This window comes from Kitasatospora sp. NPDC029312, from assembly GCF_055569215.1.
This window is the reverse complement of record NZ_JBVHXY010000046.1, coordinates 1-21,405: the sequence shown is the minus strand read 5'-3', so window position 1 is coordinate 21,405 and position 21,405 is coordinate 1. Positions and strand designations below refer to the sequence as shown.

The 21,405-nt window shown below is 73.1% G+C and carries 19 protein-coding genes; 6 read left to right on the top strand and 13 right to left on the bottom strand.

Going from position 1 to position 21,405, the window contains the following annotated elements; translation table 11 throughout:
- Positions 1 to 124: 124 nt before the first annotated feature.
- From ACZ4WV_RS29185 to infC, 9 genes are all read right to left on the bottom strand, one after another.
- On the bottom strand, positions 125 to 1,216 hold the full coding sequence (locus tag ACZ4WV_RS29185; protein ID WP_465751620.1) for a sugar ABC transporter substrate-binding protein: 1,092 nt from the start codon (positions 1,214 to 1,216) through the stop codon (positions 125 to 127).
- A gap of 233 nt (positions 1,217 to 1,449) precedes the next feature.
- Positions 1,450 to 2,292, bottom strand: coding sequence for a chitosanase (locus tag ACZ4WV_RS29180; protein WP_465751619.1), 843 nt, complete (start codon positions 2,290 to 2,292; stop codon positions 1,450 to 1,452).
- A gap of 286 nt (positions 2,293 to 2,578) precedes the next feature.
- Positions 2,579 to 5,080, bottom strand: a complete 2,502-nt coding sequence (pheT, locus tag ACZ4WV_RS29175) for a phenylalanine--tRNA ligase subunit beta (protein WP_465751618.1) — start codon at positions 5,078 to 5,080, stop codon at positions 2,579 to 2,581.
- The gene (gene pheS / locus ACZ4WV_RS29170) at positions 5,080 to 6,201 is read right to left on the bottom strand and encodes a phenylalanine--tRNA ligase subunit alpha (protein ID WP_465751617.1); all 1,122 of its coding nucleotides are present in this window, start codon (positions 6,199 to 6,201) and stop codon (positions 5,080 to 5,082) included. The genes pheT and pheS overlap by 1 nt, the downstream gene beginning before the upstream one ends.
- A 224-nt stretch (positions 6,202 to 6,425) precedes the next feature.
- Positions 6,426 to 7,529, bottom strand: a complete 1,104-nt coding sequence (locus ACZ4WV_RS29165; RefSeq protein WP_465751616.1) for a sensor histidine kinase — start codon at positions 7,527 to 7,529, stop codon at positions 6,426 to 6,428.
- Between the two features lie 119 nt (positions 7,530 to 7,648).
- Complete coding sequence (locus tag ACZ4WV_RS29160; protein ID WP_465751615.1) at positions 7,649 to 8,515, bottom strand: TrmH family RNA methyltransferase; 867 nt, start codon at positions 8,513 to 8,515, stop codon at positions 7,649 to 7,651.
- A gap of 131 nt (positions 8,516 to 8,646) precedes the next feature.
- A complete protein-coding gene (gene rplT / locus ACZ4WV_RS29155) occupies positions 8,647 to 9,042 on the bottom strand; it encodes a 50S ribosomal protein L20 (RefSeq protein ID WP_030055649.1) in 396 nt (131 codons plus the stop codon).
- Between the two features lie 107 nt (positions 9,043 to 9,149).
- Entirely contained in the window at positions 9,150 to 9,344 is a 195-nt protein-coding gene (gene rpmI, locus ACZ4WV_RS29150) for a 50S ribosomal protein L35 (protein WP_153460093.1), read from the bottom strand.
- Between the two features lie 139 nt (positions 9,345 to 9,483).
- Positions 9,484 to 10,194 (bottom strand): translation initiation factor IF-3, encoded by a 711-nt coding sequence (infC, locus tag ACZ4WV_RS29145; RefSeq protein WP_465751653.1) that lies wholly within the window; start codon positions 10,192 to 10,194, stop codon positions 9,484 to 9,486.
- Positions 10,195 to 10,671: 477 nt separating this feature from the next.
- Between infC and ACZ4WV_RS29140 the strand changes: the two genes are divergently transcribed.
- Entirely contained in the window at positions 10,672 to 11,049 is a 378-nt protein-coding gene (locus tag ACZ4WV_RS29140; RefSeq protein WP_350744453.1) for a DUF1844 domain-containing protein, read from the top strand.
- A gap of 87 nt (positions 11,050 to 11,136) precedes the next feature.
- Here ACZ4WV_RS29140 and ACZ4WV_RS29135 read toward each other — a convergent pair whose 3' ends face one another.
- A complete protein-coding gene (locus tag ACZ4WV_RS29135) occupies positions 11,137 to 11,910 on the bottom strand; it encodes an SseB family protein (RefSeq protein WP_465751614.1) in 774 nt (257 codons plus the stop codon).
- A 145-nt stretch (positions 11,911 to 12,055) separates the two neighbouring features.
- On the opposite strand from ACZ4WV_RS29135, the gene ACZ4WV_RS29130 reads away from it, so the two are divergent.
- Positions 12,056 to 13,273: an amino acid deaminase/aldolase gene (locus ACZ4WV_RS29130; RefSeq protein ID WP_465751613.1), complete on the top strand. Its 1,218-nt coding sequence runs from the start codon at positions 12,056 to 12,058 to the stop codon at positions 13,271 to 13,273.
- 318 nt (positions 13,274 to 13,591) lie between these two features.
- Complete coding sequence (locus tag ACZ4WV_RS29125; RefSeq protein ID WP_465751612.1) at positions 13,592 to 14,512, top strand: lytic polysaccharide monooxygenase auxiliary activity family 9 protein; 921 nt, start codon at positions 13,592 to 13,594, stop codon at positions 14,510 to 14,512.
- Positions 14,513 to 14,650: 138 nt separating this feature from the next.
- On the opposite strand, the gene ACZ4WV_RS29120 is transcribed toward ACZ4WV_RS29125, so the two are convergent.
- The 3 genes from ACZ4WV_RS29120 to ACZ4WV_RS29110 form a co-directional block, all read right to left on the bottom strand.
- Positions 14,651 to 15,805 carry a DUF2510 domain-containing protein gene (locus ACZ4WV_RS29120; protein WP_465751611.1) on the bottom strand — a complete coding sequence of 385 codons (1,155 nt, stop codon included), beginning with the start codon at positions 15,803 to 15,805 and terminating at the stop codon, positions 14,651 to 14,653.
- Positions 15,806 to 15,916: 111 nt separating this feature from the next.
- On the bottom strand, positions 15,917 to 16,714 hold the full coding sequence (locus ACZ4WV_RS29115; RefSeq protein WP_465751610.1) for a 3-oxoacyl-ACP reductase: 798 nt from the start codon (positions 16,712 to 16,714) through the stop codon (positions 15,917 to 15,919).
- A gap of 90 nt (positions 16,715 to 16,804) precedes the next feature.
- The gene (locus ACZ4WV_RS29110) at positions 16,805 to 18,190 is read right to left on the bottom strand and encodes a glutamine synthetase family protein (RefSeq protein ID WP_465751609.1); all 1,386 of its coding nucleotides are present in this window, start codon (positions 18,188 to 18,190) and stop codon (positions 16,805 to 16,807) included.
- 155 nt (positions 18,191 to 18,345) lie between these two features.
- Here ACZ4WV_RS29110 and ACZ4WV_RS29105 point away from each other — a divergent pair, with 155 nt between their 5' ends.
- The 3 genes from ACZ4WV_RS29105 (at position 18,346) to ACZ4WV_RS29095 (ending at position 21,300) form a co-directional block, all read left to right on the top strand.
- Positions 18,346 to 19,068: a gamma-glutamyl-gamma-aminobutyrate hydrolase family protein gene (locus ACZ4WV_RS29105; protein WP_465751608.1), complete on the top strand. Its 723-nt coding sequence runs from the start codon at positions 18,346 to 18,348 to the stop codon at positions 19,066 to 19,068.
- A 178-nt stretch (positions 19,069 to 19,246) separates the two neighbouring features.
- The gene (locus ACZ4WV_RS29100) at positions 19,247 to 20,338 is read left to right on the top strand and encodes a cation diffusion facilitator family transporter (protein ID WP_465751607.1); all 1,092 of its coding nucleotides are present in this window, start codon (positions 19,247 to 19,249) and stop codon (positions 20,336 to 20,338) included.
- A 59-nt stretch (positions 20,339 to 20,397) separates the two neighbouring features.
- On the top strand, positions 20,398 to 21,300 hold the full coding sequence (locus tag ACZ4WV_RS29095) for a 5'-3' exonuclease (RefSeq protein ID WP_465751652.1): 903 nt from the start codon (positions 20,398 to 20,400) through the stop codon (positions 21,298 to 21,300).
- Positions 21,301 to 21,405: the final 105 nt, after the last annotated feature.

Sequence of the window (21,405 nt, the reverse complement as noted above, 5' to 3'; positions counted from 1 at the left end):
CCCCCCCCCCCCCCCCCCCCCCCCCCCCCCCCCCCCCCCCCCCCCCCCCCCCCCCCCCCCCCCCCCCCCCCCCCCCCCCCCCCCCGCCCCTTGCGTACGTGCCCCGTGCGTACTTGCTCCCGGCCTACTTGACCCCGGCCTCCGCGCACGCCTGCGCGTACGGCTGGGTGCAGATGTCGGACACCTTGTAGAGCCCGCCGCCGACGACCGTGGCCGCCACCTTCGACTTGGTCACCACGATCGGGGTGAGCAGCAGCGAGGGGATGTGCAGCGCTCCGCTGTCGGTGACGGAGGTCGCGGTGGTGCTGATGTCCAGGCCCTCGGCCAGTTGGACGGCGATGCTGCCCGCCGCGTCCGTCTCGGGCTTGTACGGCTTGTAGACGGTGTACGCCTGCTCGCCGGTGAGCACCCGGCGGACGGCGTCGATGGAGGCGTCCTGGCCGCCCACCGGCACGTTCTTGATGCCCGCGGCCTTCAGGGCGTCGATGACGGCGGCGGCCATGCCGTCGTTCGCGGCGTAGACGGCCTGGATGCCGTCCTTCCCGAGGCTCTGGATGGCCTCGTTCATCTTCGCGGTGGCCACCTCCGGCTTCCACTCGCCGGACTGCTCGTAGGCGATCTTCTTGACCTTGCCGTCCAGCGCCTGGTGCGCGCCCGCCTTGAACTGCGCCGCGTTGGGGTCGGACTCGGCGCCGTCGATCATCACGACGTTGGCCGAGGAGGCCTTCGCGCCCAGCGCGTCGAGCAGGGACTGGCCCTGGAGCTGGCCGGTGCGCTGGTTGTCGAAGGAGACGTAGGCGGCGACCTTGCCCTGGGCCAGCCGGTCGTACGCGACGACCTTCACGCCCTTGGCGTTGGCGGCGTCGACCCAGGGGGCGGTGAGCTTGGCGTCGACCGGGTCGAGCAGGATGACCTTCACGCCCTTGGCGAGCAGGTCGTCGAACTGCTTCTTCTGGACGGCCGCGTCGCCGCCCGCGTTGGCGTAGCTGAGCGTGCACTTGGTGCAGAGGCTGGTCACCGTCTGCTCGATCAGCGGCTTGTCGAACGCGTCGTAGCGGGTGGAGGACGCGCTCTCCGGCAGGAGCAGACCGATGCCCTCGTCGCCTCCGCCGGCCGCCGGCTCCTGGGGCGCCGCGGTCTGACCGCAGGCCGTGAGGGTGAGCGCGAGCGACACGGTGGCCGTGCCTGCGGCCGCGAGACGCATGGGTCTGATCATGATCGGTGGTGCCTCCTGTACTGCGCCGCAACACTGCGGCAGGGGAGGGAGTCAAGCGCCACCGGGGGAAGGCGTCAACGAGGGAGGAACCCTTCGTTATCGGCCTGCTCGATTCGTTACGGGATGAACAGGACGTTCACATCCCCTTTGGACTTTCGTGGGGGGGCGGAGCGCCGGGGCGGCGGGAGACGTCACGGGGGGGGATCGGCTCCCGCCGCCGTGCCGGCCGGGGCTCAGCTGTTGATGCTGTAGCTGTCGCCGTAGACCTTCCACTTCAGCGGCGGGTTGAGGTCGAAGTTCCTGGCGTTGAGGAACACCGACTGCTCGGTGTCGACCCGGCTGGTGTCCGAGTGCGCCTCCTCCTTCTTCATGACCACCTTGCGGGCGTCCAGGAAGGCCTTGAGGTAGGTGGCCTCGTCGCCGCCCTGGGCGGGCGTCTTGGCCTTCTTCATGGCGGCCGCGCGGATGCCGCCGAAGCTGTCGGAGTCGGTGCCGGGGCCGTGCATCACGATGGCGTCGTAGTAGATGAACTGGCCGAGCGCGCGCAGGCCGTCGGCCTCGGCCTGCTTGACGGCGGGGTTGAAGTACACCCGGTCGCGCTCGTCGTTCTGGGCCTGCTGGAAGGCCGGGTCCTTGGCGGCGGTGGCCCAGTCCTTGACGAACGGGCTGCCGAGGCCGGAGTGCGAGGCGCTGCCGTTGACCTTCTTCAGCGCGGGCAGGTACTTGGCGAGGATGTTGCCGGGCTCGATGTCGGCGTAGTGCTGCACCAGCTCCAGCATGTCGCCGGTCCCGGAACAGAAGCCGATGATGCCGGCGGTGTAGCCGCGGCCGTCGCCGATGTCCTCGATGTACTTGTACTGGGCCTTCCAGTCCAGCGACGAGTTCTCCGCGCTGGACACCAGCTGCATGGCGATGTCCTTCTTGTGCGGGTCGTCCAGGCCGACGCCGCTGAGCCGGACGGACGTCGCGGCGGCGGGCGCGGCCTGGGCGGCCGAGGTGGCCGCGACGGTCACGGGTGCGGCCACCAGGGCGGCGGCGATGGCGATGCGGAGGGCACGACGGGGCTGCGGACGCATGAGTGCTCCGTTTCCTCGGTGGGTTAGGAAACCTTCCTAACGAGAAGGAAACGCCCTCCGGCCGTGCCTCGCAAGGCCTTTGACCCATTCACTTCAAGGAGATGTGAACGGCCCAGGTCAGACCGCGGGTCAATCGACGAGTGAGGCCATGACGGTTCGTCAACCCGAGGAAGCGCGCCGGCCGCGCAGGGGCGACCCCGGGGGCCCCGCCCCGGGCGAACGCGAGGGGCCCCGCCCGGACTCGGTGGTCCGGGCGGGGCCCCTCGGGCCCTGCGGGGTGCCGGTGTCAGGCGCCGCGGAGCACGGCGCCGGTGCGGCTGACGGCCTCGGCGACAGCGGCCTCGCGGGCGGCGGTGGCCTCGTCGGCGGTCAGGGTGCGGTCGGCGGCGCGGAAGCGCAGCGCGTAGGCCAGCGACTTCTTGCCCTCGCCGACCTGCTCGCCGGTGAACACGTCGAACAGCCGGATGGCCTCCAGCAGTTCGCCCGCGCCCGTGCGCAGCGCGGCCTCCACCTCGGCGGCCGGGACAGCGGCGTCGACGATCAGCGCGACGTCCTGGGTGGCCACCGGGAAGCCGGAGACCACCGGGCCGTCGACCTTCCGGGCACCGTCGGCGGTCAGCAGGTCGATGTCGAGCTCCATGGCCGCGGTGCGGGCCGGCAGCCCGAGTGCCTTGACCACCCGCGGGTGCAGCTCGCCCGCGTGCCCGACCAGCCGGTCGGTGCCGGCCACCACCAGGGCCGCGCAGCGACCCGGGTGCCAGGGCGCGTGCTGGTCCTGGCGGACGGTCAGCTCCACGCCGGCCGCGCGGGCCACCGTACGGGCGGCCTCGACCGCGTCCGCCCAGGAGGCCTGGGCGCCGGTGCCCCACCAGCCGGAGGGCAGCCGCTCGCCCGCGAGGGCGACGGCGACCCGGCGCGGCTGGTCCGGCAGCGCGGCGTCCAGCGCGGCCAGCTCCTCGTCACTGGGCCGGCGGTCGACGGCCGGGCGCGGGGCCACGGTCAGCTCGTCCTTGGGCCGGAAGACGGTGCCGGTCTCGAAGATCGCCAGGTCGGTGTTGCCCCGGCCGACGTTGCGCCGCAGCGCGCCGAGGAGGCCGGGCAGCAGCGTGGTGCGCAGCGCCGGCTCCTCGTCGTTGAGCGGGTTGACCAGCTTCACCGTGCGGCGGCGCCGGTCGTCCGCCTCCAGACCGAGCGCCTCGAAGGCGGCCTCGCCGAGGAACGGGTAGTTGTTGACCTCGACGTAGCCCGCCCCGGCCAGCGCGACGCCGATCCGGCGGTGGACGCGCTGCGCCTCGGTCAGGCCCTTGCCCGGCGGCACATTGGGCATCCGGGCGGGGACGTTGTCGTAGCCCTCCAGCCGGATGACCTCCTCGGCGAGGTCGTACGGGTCGGTGAGGTCGGGCCGCCAGGTCGGCGGGGTGACCTCCAGGACGTCGGCGCCCGAGACGGAGCAGCCGATCTCCTGCAGGCGCCGGGTGACGGTCTCGCGGCCGTACTCGGTTCCGGCGACCCGGTCGGGCAGGTCGGCGGCGATGGTGATGGTGCGCACCGGGTGCGGGGCGGCGATGTCGGTGACCCCGGCCTCGGCGGTGCCGCCGGCGATCAGCACCAGCAGGTCGACGGCGCGCTGCGCGGCGGCGCGGGCCGCCTCCGGGTCGACGCCGCGCTCGAAGCGCTTGGACGCCTCGGAGGGCAGCTTGTGCCGCTTGGCGGTGCGGGCGATGGACACCGGGTCGAAGTGCGCCGCCTCGATGATCACCTCGGTGGTGCCCGGGCCGGCGGCCGGGTCGAGGATCTCGGTGGAGGCGCCGCCCATGACGCCGGCCAGGCCGATCGGGCCGCTGTTGTCGCAGATCAGCAGGTCCTCGGCGGCGAGCTTGCGCTCCACGCCGTCCAGGGTGGTGAGGGTCTCGCCCTGCTCCGCCCGGCGGACCGTGATCGGGCCGTCCACGCGCTGCTTGTCGTAGGCGTGCAGCGGCTGGCCGACCTCCAGCATCACGTAGTTGGTGATGTCGACGGTCAGCGAGATCGGGCGGATGCCCGCCTTCTGGAGGCGGCGCTGCAGCCAGATCGGGGACTTCGCGTTCGGGTCGACGCCGACGACGGTGCGGGCCACGAAGCGGTCGCAGCCGGCCGGGTCGTTGACCTTGACCAGGTAGCCGAAGGAGTTGGCCGGCGGCACGTCGAGCAGCGCCGGGTCGGCCAGCGGCAGCCCGTACGCGGCGGCGGCCTCGCGGGCCACGCCGCGCATGGACAGGCAGTAGCCGCGGTCCGGGGTGACGGCGATGTCGAGCACCTCGTCGACCAGTTGGAGCAGCTCGACGGCGTCGGTGCCGGGCTCGTACTCGGGCGGGAGCACGATGATGCCGTTGTGGTCGTCGCCCATGCCCAGCTCGCGGGCGGAGCAGATCATGCCGGCCGAGGTGTGGCCGTAGGTCTTGCGGGCCGCGATCGGGAACGGGCCGGGCAGCACCGCGCCCGGGAGCACGACCACGACCTTGTCGCCGACGGCGAAGTTGGTCGCGCCGCAGACGATCTCCTGCGGCTCACCGGTGCCGTTGGCGTCGCCGACGTTGACGAAGCAGTGCCGGATCGGCTTCTTGAAACCGGACAGCTCCTCGATGGAGAGCACCTCGCCGACCACCAGCGGGCCCTTGAGGTCGGCGCCGACCTGCTCGACGGTCTCGACCTCCAGGCCGGCCCGGACCAGGCGCTCGGCCACGTCACGGCCGGTCTCGCCGGCCGGCAGATCGACGTACTCGCGCAGCCAGGAAAGCGGGACGCGCATCAGATCTCCATCCCGAACGGGAGGGTGAAGCGCACGTCACCCTCGACCATGTCGCGCATGTCGGCGACGTTGTGACGATTCATCAGGATCCGCTCCAGGCCCAGGCCGAAGGCGAACCCGCTGTAGCGGTTCGGGTCCACGCCGCAGGCGACGAGCACCCGCGGGTTGACCACGCCGCAGCCGCCGAGCTCGATCCAGCCCTCGGAGGAGCAGGTGCGGCACGGACGGTCCGGGTTGCCGACGCTCTCGCCGCGGCACACGAAGCACTGCAGGTCGATCTCGGCGCTCGGCTCGGTGAACGGGAAGTACGAGGGGCGCCAGCGCAGCTCCAGGCCGCCGCCGATCAGCTTCTCGACCAGCACCTCGATGGTGCCCTTGAGGTCGGCGAAGGTGATGCCCTCGTCGACGGCGAGGCCCTCGACCTGGCGGAACACCGGGGTGTGGGTGGCGTCCAGCTCGTCGGTCCGGTAGACGCGGCCGGGGCAGACCACGTAGACGGGGGGCTCGCGGTCGAGCATGGTGCGGGCCTGGACCGGGGAGGTCTGGGTGCGCAGCACGACGCCGGAGTCCGCGGAGCCGTCCGGGGCCTGGACGAAGAAGGTGTCCTGCATCGAGCGGGCCGGGTGGTCCGGGCCCAGGTTGAGGGCGTCGAAGTTGAGCCACTCGGCCTCGACCTCGGGGCCCTCCGCGACCTCGTAGCCCATCGCGACGAAGGTGTCCTCGATGCGCTCGGCCAGCGTGGTCAGCGGGTGCCGGGCACCGCGCGGCGCGCGGTCGTACGGCAGCGTGACGTCCACCGCCTCCTCGACCAGCACGCGGGCGTCCCGCTCCGCCTCCAGCTCGGCCTGCCGCTTGGCGAGCGCCTGGTTGACGGCGCCGCGGGCCTGGCCGATCAGCTTGCCGGCGGCGGCCTTGGCGTGCGGCGGAAGGGCGCCGATCTCGCGGTTGGCGAGCGAGAGCGCGGAACGGTCGCCGGTGTGGGCGACCTTGGCCTGCTTCAGCTCGTCCAGGGTGCCGGCGGCGGCGAAGGCGGCGATCGCCTCGTCCCGCGCCTGCTCCACCACCTCGGGCTTGAGGGCCTCGACCTCGACCGGGTCGTACGACTTGTTGGGTGCCGACATCTCTATCTTTCCCGTGCTCCTGCTCGTCCGTGCTCAGGTGTGTGGGCTCGCCTTCGCGTCACGCCCGGCGGGGCCGGGGCGCGGGCACAGCCGATCTCCGGGCTAACGGGGAGGGGTGTCCGCGGCACGGCCGCACAGGGCGTTGCGCAACGCCAAAGGTCGAGTGTAGTCGCAGCGCGTAGCGCGGCTGCCGTCAAGCCCGTCCGGGGCCGGCTCGTGCTCCGTCAGAGCATGAAGTCGGGCACCCCGGCGGGCAGGATGAATCGGAACCGGGCCCCGCCGCCGGGCGCGCGGTCGACCCGGATCGAGCCGCCGTGGGCCTCCACGATGCCCTTGACGATGTAGAGGCCGAGGCCGGTGCCGCCACGCTTGGAGCCCCGCCAGAAGCGGGTGAAGACGCGCGGCATGGACTCCTCGGGGATGCCGCTTCCTTCGTCGCTCACGGTGACCGCTGTGCCTTCCACGATGCGGGGCGGGGTGCCGGAGCGCTCCCAGACGGGCGCCTCGACGACCTCCTTGGCCGGTGCCACCTCGATCGTGACAGTTCCCTCGCCGTGGCGCACCGCGTTTTCCAGCAGGTTGGCCAGCACCTGGTCCACCTTGTCCGGGTCGGCCCACAGTACGGTCAGCGGCTCGCTGATCCGGACGTCGAACCGCTCCTCCGGAATGCCGGTGGCGACCTTCCGCTCCACGTGCCGGCGCACCGCCGCCGCCAGGTCCACCACCTGCTTGCGCAGCTCCAGCCGCCCGGAGTCGATCCGGGAGATGTCCAGCAGCTCGGCGATCAGCCGGGTGACCCGGTCGGCGTCGGCGTCCACGGTCTCCAGCATCAGCCGCTTCTGCCCGTCGGTGAACCGCTCCCACTTGGCCAGCAGGGTGGCGGTGAAGCCCTTGACGCTGGTCAGCGGCGAGCGCAGCTCGTGCGCGACGGTGGCGATCAGCTCGGCGTGGCTGCGCTCGGTCCGGCGCCGGGCCTCGGTGCCGCGCAGGGCGATCACCAGGCGCTCCAGCGGCCCGCAGGGCTCGGTGCGGACGTACCGGGCGGAGACCAGCACCTCGCGGCCGCCGGGCAGCAGCAGGTTGCGCTCGGGCTGGCCGGTGCGGATGGCCAGGCCGCCGTACGGGTCGGTCAGTTGCCACCAGCGGCGGCCGTCCAGGTCCTCCAGCGGCAGGACGTCCTCCAGGGCGCTGCCGAGCGCGGCCTCCGGGAGCACGCCGGTGAGCCGGGCCGCGGCCCGGTTGAAGCGGACCACCCGGCCCAGCGCGTCGACGACCACCAGGCCGTCCGGCAGGTCGTCCGGGTCGAGCTCGGGCCCGCTGCCGACCATGGGTTGCCTCCCCGATTACCCACCGTGCCGTTCCCCCCACCGAGGCAGACCATAGCGCCTCGCAGGCCCACGCAGTAGGGCTTGCAGCATGGTGATCCCGGCGCGCCCCGGGGCGTGGGTCAGCCGTTCGAGCGGCAGCCGCCGGGCGAGCGCTGCGCCCGGGCCGAGGCGTACAGGCAGACGGCGGCCGCGGTGGCCAGGTTGAGGCTCTCGGCGTGCCCGTGGATCGGGACGCGCACGACCTCGTCGGTGAGCGCACGGGTCTCCTCCGGGAGCCCCCACGCCTCGTTGCCGAACACCCACGCGCCGGGGGCGCCCAAGGTGCCCTCGTCGAGCTCCTGGTCCAGGTCGCGCTCTCCCGCGCCGTCCGCGGCGAGCACCCGGATCCCGGCCTCGCGCAGCTTCCCGACCGCCTCCTCGACCGGCACGCCGACCGCCACCGGCAGGTGGAACAGGCTACCGACGGAGGCCCGGACGGCCTTGGGGTTGTAGAGGTCCACCGAGGCGTCGGTGAGCACCACGGCGTCCGCGCCGGCCGCGTCGGCGGTGCGCAGCACCGTGCCGGCGTTCCCGGGGTCGCGCACGTGGGCGAGGATCGCCACCAGCTTGGGCCGGGCCCGGAGCACCTCGGCGAACGGGGTGTCGATGAAGCGGCAGAGCGCCACGATGCCCTGCGGGGTCACCGTGTCGCAGATCCCGGCGATCACCTCGTCGGTGGCGGTCAGCACCGGCAGTCCCTCGGCGAGCGCGGCGTCGACGATGTCGGCGTGCCGCTCGGCGGCCTCCAGGCCCACGTACACCTCGACCACTGCGTGCTCGGCCGTCCCGGGCAGCTTGCCGAAGGCGACGGCCTCCCGCACGGCCTGCGGGCCCTCGGCCAGGAAGCGGCGCTCCTTGGTGCGCTGGTTTCGCTTGGCCAGCCGACGGGCGGCGACGACGCGCGGCGAGCGCAGGGAGGTGAGCAGGGGGGTGTCGGTGCTCGGCATGGTCTCGTTCTCTGTGGCGGGGTGGCGCTGCGGGCCGGGGGTCCGGGGGGCGGCGCCGCAGGCGGGAAACGCAGAACCGGACCCGCAGGGGAGCCTGCGGGTCCGGTCAGAGCTCAACCGATCTCGGAAGATCAGGCGGCGTCCGCGGCGGCCTTCGGGGCGTTCACGTCGGCCGGCAGCGCCTTCTGGGCGACCTCGACCAGGGAGGCGAACGCACCCGGGTCGTTGACGGCCAGGTCGGCCAGCATCTTGCGGTCGATCTCGACGCTGGCGGCCTTCAGGCCCTGCACGAAGCGGTTGTAGGTGATGCCGTTGGCACGGGCCGCAGCGTTGATGCGCTGGATCCACAGCTGACGGAAGTCGCCCTTGCGCTTCTTGCGGTCGTTGAAGTTGTAGACCAGCGAGTGGGTGACCTGCTCCTTGGCCTTGCGGTACAGGCGCGAGCGCTGGCCACGGTAGCCGCTGGCGCGCTCCAGGATGACCCGGCGCTTCTTGTGGGCGTTGACTGCCCGCTTGACGCGTGCCACTTGATTACTCCTTGGGTTGGACCACGGACTACTTCACGTGGTCCGTCATTCGAATGGGTCGGGAAGGATCAGCTGCCCGCACCGGCTCGCGCCGGGCGGGAGGGCGATCACTTGCCGAGAAGCTTCTTGATCTTCTTGGCGTCAGCGGGGGCCATCTCGATCGTCCCGGCCAGCTTGCGGGTCAGCGTCGAGGGCTTGTGCTCCAGGAGGTGGCGGCGGCCGGCGCGCTCGCGCAGCACCTTGCCAGAGCCACTGATCTTGAAGCGCTTGCTGGCGCCACTGTGCGTCTTCTGCTTCGGCATTTCGCCGTATCTCCTCGTCGGTCCCGTCCACACCCGCGCGACCTGAGCCGCGCGGGCGCGAACTGGATGGATCTTCGTGACCGGGCGGGACGCCCTGTCACTCGGGGGCCGAACCCCGGGCTGCCGTGAGCCTGGTGGCTCAGGCGCCCTGGGATGCGGCCGGCTGCTCGGCCGGAGCCTCGGCCTCGGGGGCCTCGGCCTCGGCCGGGACGTCCTGAACGTCGGTCACGGCGTCCTCGTCCTCGTCCGCGGCGGCGGCGTCGGAACCGGGGGTCCGGCCCTGCCGCTCGGCCTTGCGGGCGTCCGCGAGGGCGCGGGCCTCGGCCATCGCCTCGGTCTTCTTCTTGTGCGGGCCAAGAACCATGATCATGTTTCGGCCGTCCTGCTTCGGCGACGACTCGACGAAGCCCAGGTCCTGGACGTCGTCGGCGAGCCGCTGCAGCAGACGGAAGCCCAGCTCGGGGCGGGACTGCTCACGACCGCGGAACATGATCGTGATCTTGACCTTGTCGCCCTGCTTGAGGAACCGGACGACGTGACCCTTCTTGGTGTCATAGTCGTGCGGGTCGATCTTCGGCCGGAGCTTCATCTCCTTGATGACCGTGTGCGCCTGGTTCTTGCGCGCCTCACGAGCCTTCATGGCCGACTCGTACTTGAACTTGCCGTAGTCCATGAGCTTGCACACCGGCGGCCGGGCGGTCGCCGCGACCTCGACCAGGTCGAGGTCGTACTCCTGCGCAAGCTCCAGCGCCTTGGCAAGCGGCACGATGCCGACCTGCTCGCCGCTGGGACCGACGAGTCGCACCTCCGGAACGCGGATCCGGTCGTTGATGCGGGGCTCGGTGCTGATGGGGCCTCCTCGGTTGCACCTTCTGCGATGCGGCCGTCGGACGGCGGTCGCACGTAGTGGACTCGACCACTGGGCGGGGCTTCATTCGAGCTGCGCTGCCCGGCACCTGCCGGCACCTGCACCGCGACACGAAAAAAGCCCCGCTCGGTACAAGCGGGGCTCCACACAACCGGGGGCCGCGCCCGGTGAGGGGCGCTGCGGGCGACTCGGCGCCGTGGCGCCCGTCGCGGACCGGACCCGTCGACCGCGAGGCCGATCAGGTGGGAGACTTTCGCGGTTGCCCTCTCGGGCCTCCTCGCAGTGGAGCCTCCACTTGCTGGCCGGGGGCCCATGCGGGATCCCGGCCGGTCAGTCTCGAAGCATACAGCGCCGGGAGGTCGAACGCTATTCCGCCCCGCCCCAGTGCCCTCTCCGCGCGTCACGGGCCCCTTGTACGCTCCACCTGTACCCCACTCGGCACGAAGGAACGAGCCCCCCTTGAGCAGCGAGCCCACCCAGCACCCCGGCGCGGACGACGACGCGATCGGCTTCGACGACCTCACCCGCGACATCGCCGAGGTCCCGGCCGTCGAGGTGATCACCACCGTCGCCGTCCACCTGATGAGCGCGGCCGCGGTCAAGTGCGGCCTCGCCGAGGGTGGCGAGAAGGACAAGGACCTGGACGAGGCCCGCAAGCTGATCACCGCGCTCGCCGGGCTGGTCACCGCCGGCGCCCCCGAGATCAGCAACTTCCACGCGGCCCCGCTGCGGGACGGGCTCCGCTCGCTGCAGCTGGCCTTCCGCGAGGCCTCGCTCGTCCCGGACGCGCCGGGCGCGGGGCCGGGCGAGAAGTTCACCGGGCCGGTCTACTCCTGAGACGGATCCCGAGGACCACCTGCCGACGTCGGTAGGTGGTCCTTTTCGTTGGCTGGTCCCGCAGGTGCGTCTCCTTCCTGGCGCCGGCTACCGCCGGTACAGCGCCTCCCCCGGCAGCTGCGCGCTCGCCGGGAGTACCGCGAGGTCCAGCCCGCGGTCCAGCCGCACCCGCAGCACCGGGTCCCCCGCCACCGCCCGGCCGACACGCTGCGCGGCCTCCTGCAGCCCCGTCCGGTCCAGCGCGGGATCGAACACCACGGCCAGCACCCCGTCCGAGTCCTCCGAGGGCGCCAGCAGCCCGCTGACCACCTGCGGCTCGGCCGCCAGCAGCGTCCGGACCGCCTCGCGCACCTCCGGGTCCGTCACCGGCGGCAGGTACGGGCGGTTCTCCGCGAGCGCCCGCAGCCGGGCACCGGTCAGCAGGAAGGGCACCGGGCCGGCGGGGTCGACCAGCAGGGTGTCGGCGCGCTCCGAGAAGGCCACCATGGCGGCCTGCGGGGCGGCCGTCGGCGCCGGGCGGGCGTCGGCCCGCCAGCGGGTGAGCGTCTCCAGCGAGGTGAAGGCCGGCAGCGCGCGGCGCCCGTCCGGGGCCTCCAGCACCGGGACGGCCATGTCGCTGCTCTTGTCGTGCCCGTGTCCGTGCTCGTCCACCTCGACCTCGCCGAGCAGGGCCACGATCGGGACCATCAGCCGGGTCGGGGTGAGCGCCGCCAGGACCTCGGGCTCGGCCGCGCGGTCCTGCGACCAGCGGGCGAGGGCCGCGGTCAGCGCCGGGTCCGCCGTGCCGTCGTCGTCGGAGAAGCCGGGATTCGGGATGCTCTTGCCGACGAACGCCGGGTTGGAGAAGTCTTTGCGGTCCACCCGGCCGACCCTATGCCACCGCGGGGCGCCGTCCCCATTCCCGTGCACGGCCTCGGTACCGGCCTCGTTCCCGCACCCGGGCCCACGCGGTTTCGGTGCGCCCGCACCCCTACCCACCGGTAGCTCGCTGTGGCACCCTGCGGCCATGGTGATGCTCGACGCTCCCGCCCCCACGCCGGTCTCCGACCGCCACCGGTACGACCGGGCCACCGCCCACCTGGACGGGCCGGTGGCCGTGGTGGACCTCGCCGCCTTCGACGCCAACGCCGCCGACCTGGTGCGCCGGGCCGGCGGGAAGCCGATCCGGGTGGCCAGCAAGTCACTGCGCTGCCGCGCCCTGCTGGAACGGGCGCTGGCGGTGGACGGCTTCCTCGGGGTGATGAGCTTCACCCTCGACGAGTCGCTCTGGCTGGCGCGCACCGGTGTCCGCGACATCCTGCTCGCCTACCCCTCCGCTGACCGGGCCGGCTATGCCGAGCTGACCGCCGACCCGGAGCTGGCCCGCGGGATCACCGTCGTGCTGGACGATCCGGCCCAGCTGGACCTGATCGACAAGGCCCGCTCCGGCGATGCCGAAGTGCGGGTCTGCCTGGAGCTGGACACCGCCCTGCACCTGCTCGGCGGGCGGGTCCGGGTGGGCGCCCGGCGCTCACCGCTGCGCACCCCGGAGGACCTGGGCGCCTTTGCCGAACTCGTCCAGCGCCGCCCGGGCTTCCGGGTGGTCGGGCTGATGGCGTACGAGGGGCACATCGCCGGGGTGGGCGACCGGGTGCCGGGACGGCCGGTGCGCTCCCGGCTGATCCGGCTGATGCAGGGCCGGGCCCGGGCGGAGCTGGCCGAGCGGCGTGCGGCGGTGGTCCGGCGGCTGCGGCAGGTCGCCGAGCTGGAGTTCGTCAACGGCGGGGGCACCGGCAGCGTGGAGTCCACCGCGGCCGAGCCCGCCGTCACCGAGGTGGCGGCCGGCTCGGGGCTGTACCAGCCGCAGCTGTTCGACAACTACCGCGTGTTCCGGGGCCGTCCGGCCGCGCTGTTCGGCCAGCCGGTGGTGCGCCGCCCGGGGGTCGGGGTGGTGACGGTGCTCGGCGGCGGCTACCCGGCCTCCGGTGCGGCCGGTCCGGACCGCTCGCCGGTGCCGTACCTGCCGCCGGGACTGCGCTACGACCCGATGGAGGGCGCGGGCGAGGTGCAGACGCCGCTGCTCGGCTCCGCCGCGGACGACCTGCTGATCGGCGACCGGGTCTGGTTCCGCCACGCCAAAGCGGGCGAACTGTGCGAGCGCTTCGCGGAGTTGCAGCTGATCGAGGGGGACCGGATCGTCCGGACGGTGCCGACCTACCGGGGCGAGGGGAAGACCTTCCTCTGACCGGGCTCCGGCGCGATCCGGTCCCGCTCCGGACCGCTCCCGGACCGCTCCCGGACCGCTCTGACCCTCGGCAGTCTTTCCGCAGCCTTAAGCAGGCCCGATGGAAAACCTAACCCCGGTGCTCCGTCGGGCCTTTGCGCTGCTCATCGGCCCACTGGCCGTCAGAAGGCTTGGTGCGCAAGCCTATTGCCATCTGGTCCAGACCAATCCTACGCTCTGGCCGGGGCCCGCGATCCGGGCCGGGCGGTCCCCGAACGGGCAGGCGTGCCCGCTCTCCCCCACACCCGCCCGGAACGACGGCCGAGGAGTCCCCACCCCATGTCCATCACACACAGTGCCCTGTCCGTCGGCGTCGTCGGCGCCGCGGTGCTCGCGGTGGCCGCGACCACCGCCGGAACCGCCAGCGCCCACGGCACGATGACCAATCCCGTCAGCCGGATCGCCGCCTGCTACGCCGAGGGCCCCGAGCACCCGGTCTCCCAGGTCTGCAAGGACCTCGTCGCCGCGAGCGGCACCCAGCCGCTGTACGACTGGAACGAGGTCAACATCGCCAACGCCGCCGGGAACCACCAGGCCCTGATCCCGGACGGGAAGCTCTGCTCGGCCAACCGCGACAAGTACGCGGCGCTGGACTGGCCGCGCACCGACTGGCCGGCCACCCCGGTCAGCGCGGGCGCCTTCACCTTCCAGTTCCGCACCACCGCGCCGCACGTCGGCACCCAGACCGTCTACCTCACCAAGCAGGGCTACGACCCGACCAAGCCGCTGAAGTGGTCGGACCTCGACCCGGCCCCGGTGGCCCGGGTGCAGGTCGACCGCACCGCCGTCAACGGCTACTACACCTACTCGGGCACCCTGCCGCAGCGCACCGGGCGCCAGCTGCTCTACATGATCTGGCAGCGCAGCGACAGCCCGGAGGCGTTCTACAGCTGCTCCGACGTCGACTTCGGCACGCCCAAGGCCGCCGGCGCCCCGGCCGTCTCATCGCTCGCCGCCCCGGCCGCGCCCAGCGACGCGCAGATCGCCGCCGACGCGCCCCGGTCCACGGTCGCCCACCACGGCCACGGCGGTGACCCGAACGCCCCGGCCGGCCGGCCGCTCCCCACCAGCTCCGCGGCGGTGGCCGGCACCTCGGCCACCGGTCCGCTGCTGCTGGCCGGCGCCGCCGCGCTCGGCGCCGGCTGGGCGGGCATGGTGCTCCGGCGCCGTCGCGTCGAGGCTGTTCGACGCGACTCCTGACGCCGGATGCGGGGCCGGGCCGGTCCACCCCCGTCCGGTCCCGGTCCCGCGGCCCGTCGGGAGGACGGGCCGAACGGCGGCGGCCCACCCGGGAGGGATTCCTCCGGGGTGGGCCGCCTGCGGTGTGCGGAGCGGGGCTCAGGTGGTCTCGGTCCCCGAACCGTCGGGGCTGCCCGCGCCACCCGAGCCGCCCGAGCCGCCCGGCATCCCCGGGAGGCCGGGGATGCCCGGGATGGTCGGCAGCTTGCCCTTGTAGTCGGCGATGCCCTTGACGATGGTGTCCATCACGGCGACGTCCGGCGCCTTGTCGGCGATGTCGAAGCCGAAGTGCACCGAGACCAGCGCCTTGCCGTCGGAGGACGGGAACACCACGGTCTGCACGTAGCCGCTGTTGCCCTTGGCCGCGTCCACCTTCCAGCGGACCAGGTAGCCGTCCTGCCCGTCGACCTTCACGGCCTCGGACTTGAGCTCCTGGTGCCCGGTGGTGTCCCCGTACGCCGCCTTGGCGGCCTTCTCGATGTCCGCCTTGGCCGCCGCCTGGACGTCGGTGCCGCCGCCGTCGATCCGGCCGGTGGTCACCCCGCCCAGGGTGCACTGGTCGGTGCCGTCCGGGCAGGTGTACGAGCCGACGGTGATCGCGGCGTAGCCGTCGTCGGTCTGGCCGGCCTGCCAGCCGGAGGGGACGGGCAGGGTGAGCTTGTTCACCAGGTCGAGCGCCTTGCCGGCGGCCGGCCGGGACTTGCCTCCGCCGGTGCCGCCGCTCCCGTTGCCCCCGCTGCCGTTCCCGTTCCCGCCGTTGCCGCTGCCCCCGCCGAAGCCGGGGAGGCCGCCGAAGGGGCCGCCGCCGTCGGGCGCCGGCAGCTGCCGGGCGCTGCGCTGGGTGCGGTCCTTGCCGTGGCCGTCCATCGCGAGGTAGGTGATCCCCGAGCCCGCCCCCAGACCGAGCAGGGCGGCGACGGCGGTCGCCGCCACCAGCTTGGAGGGCTTGCGCCAGGCCCTGCGCGGCGCCTTCGCGGGCTCGCCGGCGGCACCGTAGGCGGCGCCGAAGGGCGGTGGCTCCGGGTAGCGGACCGTCGGGCCGCTCGCCAGGACCTCGCCCTCCAGCACCGTGGGCTGCTCCGTCGCGCCCGGCCCCGGAGCCGCGGCGGCCGGGGCCTCCGGCTGCGGCGCGTCCGAGGGTGCGGGCCGGGTGTCGGCCGTCCAGCCCCTGCCGTCCCACCACCGCTGCGGTCGCGGGTCGCTGGTGGTGTCCTTCGGGTCCGGGTACCACCCGGCTGGAATCTGCTCGCTCACACCAGAGAATGTAAAGGCAGCCGGATAAACGCGAAGTCAGCGCAGCCGCGAATTCCCCCGGTTTTCGATGAGATTACGGTGAGAAGCGCCGGCGCCTGCCGCACGCCCGCCCTACAGCGGCGTGACGTACGCCCCGGAGATGCCGCCGTCCACCAGGAACTCGCTCGCCGTGATGAACGAGGAGTCGTCGCTGGCCAGGAAGGCCACCGCGGCGGCGATCTCCTCGGCCCGGGCGAAGCGGCCGAGCGGGATGTGCACCAGCCGGCGGGCGGCCCGCTCCGGGTCCCGGGCGAACAGCTCGCGCAGCAGCGGGGTGTCCACCGGCCCGGGCGAGAGCGCGTTCACCCGGATCCCCTCCCGGGCGAACTGCACTCCCAGCTCGCGGGACATCGCCAGCACCCCGCCCTTGGAGGCGGTGTACGAGATCTGCGAGGTGGCCGCGCCCATCCGGGCCACGAAGCTGGCGGTGTTGATGATCGAGCCCCGCCCGTGCCGGCGCATGTACGGCAGCGCGGCCTTGCAGCACAGGTAGACCGAGGTCAGGTTGACCTCCTGGACCCTGCGCCAGGCGTCCAGGCCGGTGGTCAGGATCGAGTCGTCCTCCGGCGGCGAGATGCCCGCGTTGTTGAAGGCGACGTCCACGCTGCCGCAGGTCTCGTACGCCTCGTCGAACAGCGCCTCGACCATGTACGGGTCGGTGACGTCGGTGTGCACGAACAGCCCGCCGACCTCCTCGGCGGCCGCCCGCCCGGTCTCCTCGTCCAGGTCCGCGCAGACCACCTTCGCGCCCTCGGAGGCGAGCCGGCGCGCGGCCGCCAGCCCGATCCCGCTGCCCGCGCCGGTGACCACGGCGGTGCGGCCGACCAGACGGCGGCAGACGGCCTCGCCCTTCCCGGACTTCTCGGTCATCGGGTGCTACTCCTCGCTGTGGACGTGGACGTTCTCGGTCTCGGCCTCGATCTCGGTGGAGTGGCGCAGCACAGTCGGGGCGGTCACGGCTCACATCCGTTCGAAGGACCGGTAGCGCTCCCAGTCGGTGACCGCCCCGTCATAGGCGGCCTGCTCGACCCGGGCCATGTTCAGGTAGTGCTCGACGACGTCGGCGCCGAAGGCCTCCCGGGCCAGTTCGCTCTCCGCCCACAGCCCGGCCGCCTCGCGCAGTGATCCGGGCACCCGGGCGTACTCCTCCACGGCGTAGGCGTTGCCCAGGCAGGGCGCGGGCAGGTCGAGCTTGCGCTGCAGGCCGTACAGACCGGCCGCGATCATCCCGGCCACGGCGAGGTACGGGTTGACGTCACCGCCGGGCACCCGGTTCTCCATCCGCAGCCCCGGGCCGTGGCCGACCACCCGGTAGGCGCAGGTGCGGTTGTCCCGGCCCCAGGCGACGGCGGTCGGGGCGAAGGAACCAGGGCGGTAGCGCTTGTAGGAGTTGATGTTGGGTGCGTAGAGCAGGCTGAACTCCCGCAGGGCGAGGAGCTGTCCGGCCAGGAAGTGCCGCATGGTGTCGGTCATCCGGCCGTCCCGGTCGGCGAAGGCGGGGGCGCCCACCGCATCGCGCAGCGACAGGTGGATGTGGCAGCTGTTGCCCTCGCGCTCGTCGTACTTGGCCATGAAGGTGAGTGCGCAGCCCTGCTGCGCGGCGATCTCCTTGGCGCCGGTCTTGTAGACGCTGTGCTGGTCGCAGGTGGTGAGGGCGTCGGCGTACCGGAAGGCGATCTCGTGCTGGCCGAGGTTGCACTCGCCCTTGGCGGACTCGACGGTCAGTCCGGCACCGGCCATCTCGTTGCGGATCCGGGAGAGCAGCGGCTCGATCCGGGCGGTGCCCAGCATCGAGTAGTCCACGTTGTAGAGGTTGGCCGGGGTCAGGCCGCGGTAGCCGCCGAGCCAGGCCTGCTCGTAGGTGTCGCGGAAGACCAGGAACTCCAGTTCGGTGCCGATGTCGGCGGCCAGGCCGTACTCGGCGAGCCGGGCGATCTGCCGGCGCAGCAGCTGGCGCGGGGCGGCGTCCACCGGGTGGCCGCCGTGCCGGGCCAGGTCGGCGGTGACCTGCGCGGTGCCGGGCTGCCACGGGGTCAGCCGCAGGGTGCCGAGGTCGGGGCGCATCGCGAAGTCGCCGTAGCCGGTGGCCCAGGACGAGAAGGCGTAGCCGTCCACGGTATTCATGTCCACGTCCACGGCCAGCAGGTAGTCACAGGCCTCGGCGCCCTTCTCGGCGACCTCGTCGAGGAAGAACCGGGCGGCGAATCGTTTGCCCTGCAGACGGCCCTGCATGTCGGTGAACGACAGCGCGACGGTGTGCACCTCACCGGCGTCCACCAGGGTGCGCAGCTCGTCCAGGCTCAGCGGCGGCCGGGGCGGTGAGCCCGCGGCGGCGTTCTCGGGCATGACGGCGCCCTCCTCCTCGATCACTCTTCGAGTTCAAGCGGTCACAGCGAACCGTACGGCCTGCCCCTCATGGGGCGGAAGAGGGCGGGCAGGTGTGGCGCGCCGATATGCGTGGTTGACGAGGGATCAGACGGTACGGGGGGAGAATGCGCGCCATGGATCGCAGGCCTTTGATCGGTGTCAGCACCTACCTGGTGGACGCGAGTTGGAGCGACTGGCGGGGCCGCCGGGTCGCCCTCCTGCCGGAGCGGTACACGGCGTACGTCCGGAAGTCCGGCGGCATCGCCGTGCTCCTGCCGCCCGACGCCCCCGACCGCGCCCCCGAGGTGCTCGCCCGGCTGGACGCCCTGGTCATCGCCGGCGGCCCGGACATCGACCCGGCGTACTACGGCGAACCGGCGCACCCGCTGACGGAGGTGGACTCGCCGGAGCGGGACGTCTGGGAGGTCGCGCTGCTGCGGGGAGCGCTGGCGGCGGGGATGCCGGTGCTGGGGATCTGCCGGGGGATGCAGGTGCTGAACGTGGTCTGCGGCGGAACGCTCCTGCAGCACCTGCCGGACGTGGTCGAGGTGGACGTGCACGGGGGCTCGCCCGGGGTCTACGGCGCGCACGTGGTGCGGCCGGTGCCGGGGACGCTGCTGGGCGGGCTGCTGCCGGAGACCGAACTGGAGGTGCCGTCCTTCCACCACCAGGCGGTGGACCGGCTGGGGTCGGGCCTGCGGGTGAGCGCGCTCGCGCCGGACGGGACGGTGGAGGCGGTGGAGGGGCCGGGCTTCACGCTGGGCGTGCAGTGGCACCCGGAGCAGGGGGACGACCTGCGGGTGATGTCGGCGCTCGTCCGGGCCGCCACCGCGGCGGCGCTGGACGCGGTGGGCTGAGCGGCCTGGCTGCGGACGCCGCCGCGGCCGAGCCGCGGACGCTGCCCCCGGTGCGCCCGAACGGCAACGACAACGGTCACCAGTACAGCCTTTGGATCTTTGTCGATTCTGCGGTTCACTTCGAGTGCGGGGCGATCGCGCCCCGTCACCGCACCCAGTGCGCCCGGAGAGGACGTCGATGGCCAGGCACGAGCATTCGCAAGATGATCATGCGCATGACCACCAGCACTCGCAGAGCCACGGGCATGACCACGGGAAAGGCCACGGGAACGGTCATGCGCACGGCCATGCCGGCCACGGCGGCCACTCGCACGGCGTCGCCGCCGACGCCGACCGCCGCTGGCTGGTCAGCGCTCTCGCCCTGATCCTCGTCTTCATGGCCGGCGAGGTCGCGGTCGGCTTCGCCGCCCAGTCGCTGGCCCTGATCTCCGACGCGGCGCACATGCTCACCGACGCCGCCTCCATCGTCCTGGCGCTGGTCGCGATGCGGCTCGCCGCCCGGCCCGCCCGCGGCGGCTACACCTACGGGCTCAAGCGCGCCGAGATCCTCTCCGCCCAGGCCAACGGCGTCACGCTGCTGGTGCTGTCCGCCTGGCTCGGCTACGAGGCGGTTTTCCGGCTGATCGAGCCGCCGGAGGTCACCGGCTCACTGGTGCTGATCACCGCGCTGGTCGGGATCGTCGTCAACCTCGCCGCCACCTGGTGCATGTCGAAGGCCAACCGCAGCTCGCTGAACGTCGAGGGCGCCTTCCAGCACGTGCTCACCGACCTGTACGCCTTCGTCGCCACCGCCGTCGCCGGCCTGGTCGTGCTGACCACCGGTATCGCCCGGGCCGACGCGGTCGCCTCGCTGATCGTCGTCGCGCTGATGCTCAAGGCCGGCATCGGGCTGGTCCGCGACTCCGGCCGGATCTTCCTGGAGGCCGCCCCCGCCGGGATCGAGCCGGACGCGGTGGCCGACCGGCTGGTCGCCGAGCCGCTGGTCGAGGAGATCCACGACCTGCACATCTGGGAGATCACCTCCAACCAGCCGGCCCTGTCCGCGCACATCCTGGTGACCCCCGGCGGCGACTGCCACGCGGTCCGGCGCCAGCTCCAGCGCCGGCTGGCCGACGAGTACGGGATCACCCACAGCACCCTCCAGGTCGACCACGTCGGCGAGGACGAGGCGGGCGCGCTGCTGCAGATCGCCGCGCCGGGCGATCCCGCCGCCGAGCACTGCGCCGACGCCCACGGCCCGGTGCACCGCGCCGGACCGCACGAGCACTGACCACCGGGTGTCCGTCGGCGCGGTACGGCATGATCTGAGCTGTGACCGCACCGCGACTGATGCTGCTCGACTCCGCCAGCCTCTACTTCCGCGCCTACTTCGGCGTACCGGACACCCTGCGCTCCCCCCAGGGCGAGCCGGTCAACGCCGTCCGCGGCCTGCTGGACTTCATCGCCCGGCTGGTCCACGACCACCGCCCCGACCGACTGGTCGCCTGCATGGACGCCGACTGGCGCCCGCAGTGGCGGGTGGACCTCGTCCCCTCGTACAAGACCCACCGGGTCGCCGAGGCCGCCGAGGACGGCGAGGAGGATGTGCCCGACACGCTGGCCCCGCAGGTCCCGGTGATCGAGCAGGTGCTCGACGCCCTCGGCATCGCCCGGGTCGGCTCCCCCGGCTACGAGGCGGACGACGTCATCGGCACGCTCACCGCCCGCGCCGACGGCCCGGTGCAGATCGTCACCGGCGACCGCGACCTCTTCCAACTCGTGGACGACGCCCGGCAGATCACCGTGCTCTACCCGGTCAAGGGCATGGGGAACCTCCAAGTCACGACCGACGCCGTGCTGCTGGAGAAGTACGGCGTGCGCGGCGCCCAGTACGCCGACATGGCCGCCCTGCGCGGGGACCCGTCCGACGGCCTGCCCGGGGTCAAGGGCATCGGTGAGAAGACCGCCGCCCAACTGATCAACGAGTACGGCGACCTCGCCGCCATCCGCGCCGCCGCCCTGGACATCGGCTCCAGGCTCACCCCGGCCCGCCGCCGCACCATCGTCGAGGGCTCCGCCTACCTCGACGTCGCCCCCACCGTCGTCCGCGTCGCCACCGACGCCCCACTCCCGGCCTTCGACCCGGCCCTCCCCCACGAGCCCCTCGACCCCATGACCTTGGAACACCTCTCCACCCGCTGGGGCCTCGGCACCTCCCTGGAGCGCCTCCTGGAGGCCCTCGCCGCCCACTGAGCAACACGGAAGCGGGGGGGGGGGGGGGGGGGGGGGGGGGGGGGGGGGGGGGGGGGGGGGGGGGGGGGGGGGGGGGGGGGGGGGGGGGGGGGGGGGGGGGGGGGG

Coding starts and splice junctions, on each gene's coding strand:
- ACZ4WV_RS29130 (WP_465751613.1), top strand. CDS start 12,056: ATGGTGATGCTCGACGCTCCCGCCCCCACGCCGGTCTCCGACCGCCAC.
- pheS (WP_465751617.1), bottom strand. CDS start 6,201: ATGTCGGCACCCAACAAGTCGTACGACCCGGTCGAGGTCGAGGCCCTC.
- rpmI (WP_153460093.1), bottom strand. CDS start 9,344: ATGCCGAAGCAGAAGACGCACAGTGGCGCCAGCAAGCGCTTCAAGATC.
- ACZ4WV_RS29115 (WP_465751610.1), bottom strand. CDS start 16,714: ATGACCGAGAAGTCCGGGAAGGGCGAGGCCGTCTGCCGCCGTCTGGTC.
- ACZ4WV_RS29095 (WP_465751652.1), top strand. CDS start 20,398: ATGCTGCTCGACTCCGCCAGCCTCTACTTCCGCGCCTACTTCGGCGTA.
- pheT (WP_465751618.1), bottom strand. CDS start 5,080: ATGCGCGTCCCGCTTTCCTGGCTGCGCGAGTACGTCGATCTGCCGGCC.
- ACZ4WV_RS29110 (WP_465751609.1), bottom strand. CDS start 18,190: ATGCCCGAGAACGCCGCCGCGGGCTCACCGCCCCGGCCGCCGCTGAGC.
- ACZ4WV_RS29185 (WP_465751620.1), bottom strand. CDS start 1,216: ATGATCAGACCCATGCGTCTCGCGGCCGCAGGCACGGCCACCGTGTCG.
- ACZ4WV_RS29105 (WP_465751608.1), top strand. CDS start 18,346: ATGGATCGCAGGCCTTTGATCGGTGTCAGCACCTACCTGGTGGACGCG.
- ACZ4WV_RS29160 (WP_465751615.1), bottom strand. CDS start 8,515: ATGCCGAGCACCGACACCCCCCTGCTCACCTCCCTGCGCTCGCCGCGC.
- ACZ4WV_RS29100 (WP_465751607.1), top strand. CDS start 19,247: ATGGCCAGGCACGAGCATTCGCAAGATGATCATGCGCATGACCACCAG.
- ACZ4WV_RS29125 (WP_465751612.1), top strand. CDS start 13,592: ATGTCCATCACACACAGTGCCCTGTCCGTCGGCGTCGTCGGCGCCGCG.
- ACZ4WV_RS29165 (WP_465751616.1), bottom strand. CDS start 7,529: ATGGTCGGCAGCGGGCCCGAGCTCGACCCGGACGACCTGCCGGACGGC.
- ACZ4WV_RS29180 (WP_465751619.1), bottom strand. CDS start 2,292: ATGCGTCCGCAGCCCCGTCGTGCCCTCCGCATCGCCATCGCCGCCGCC.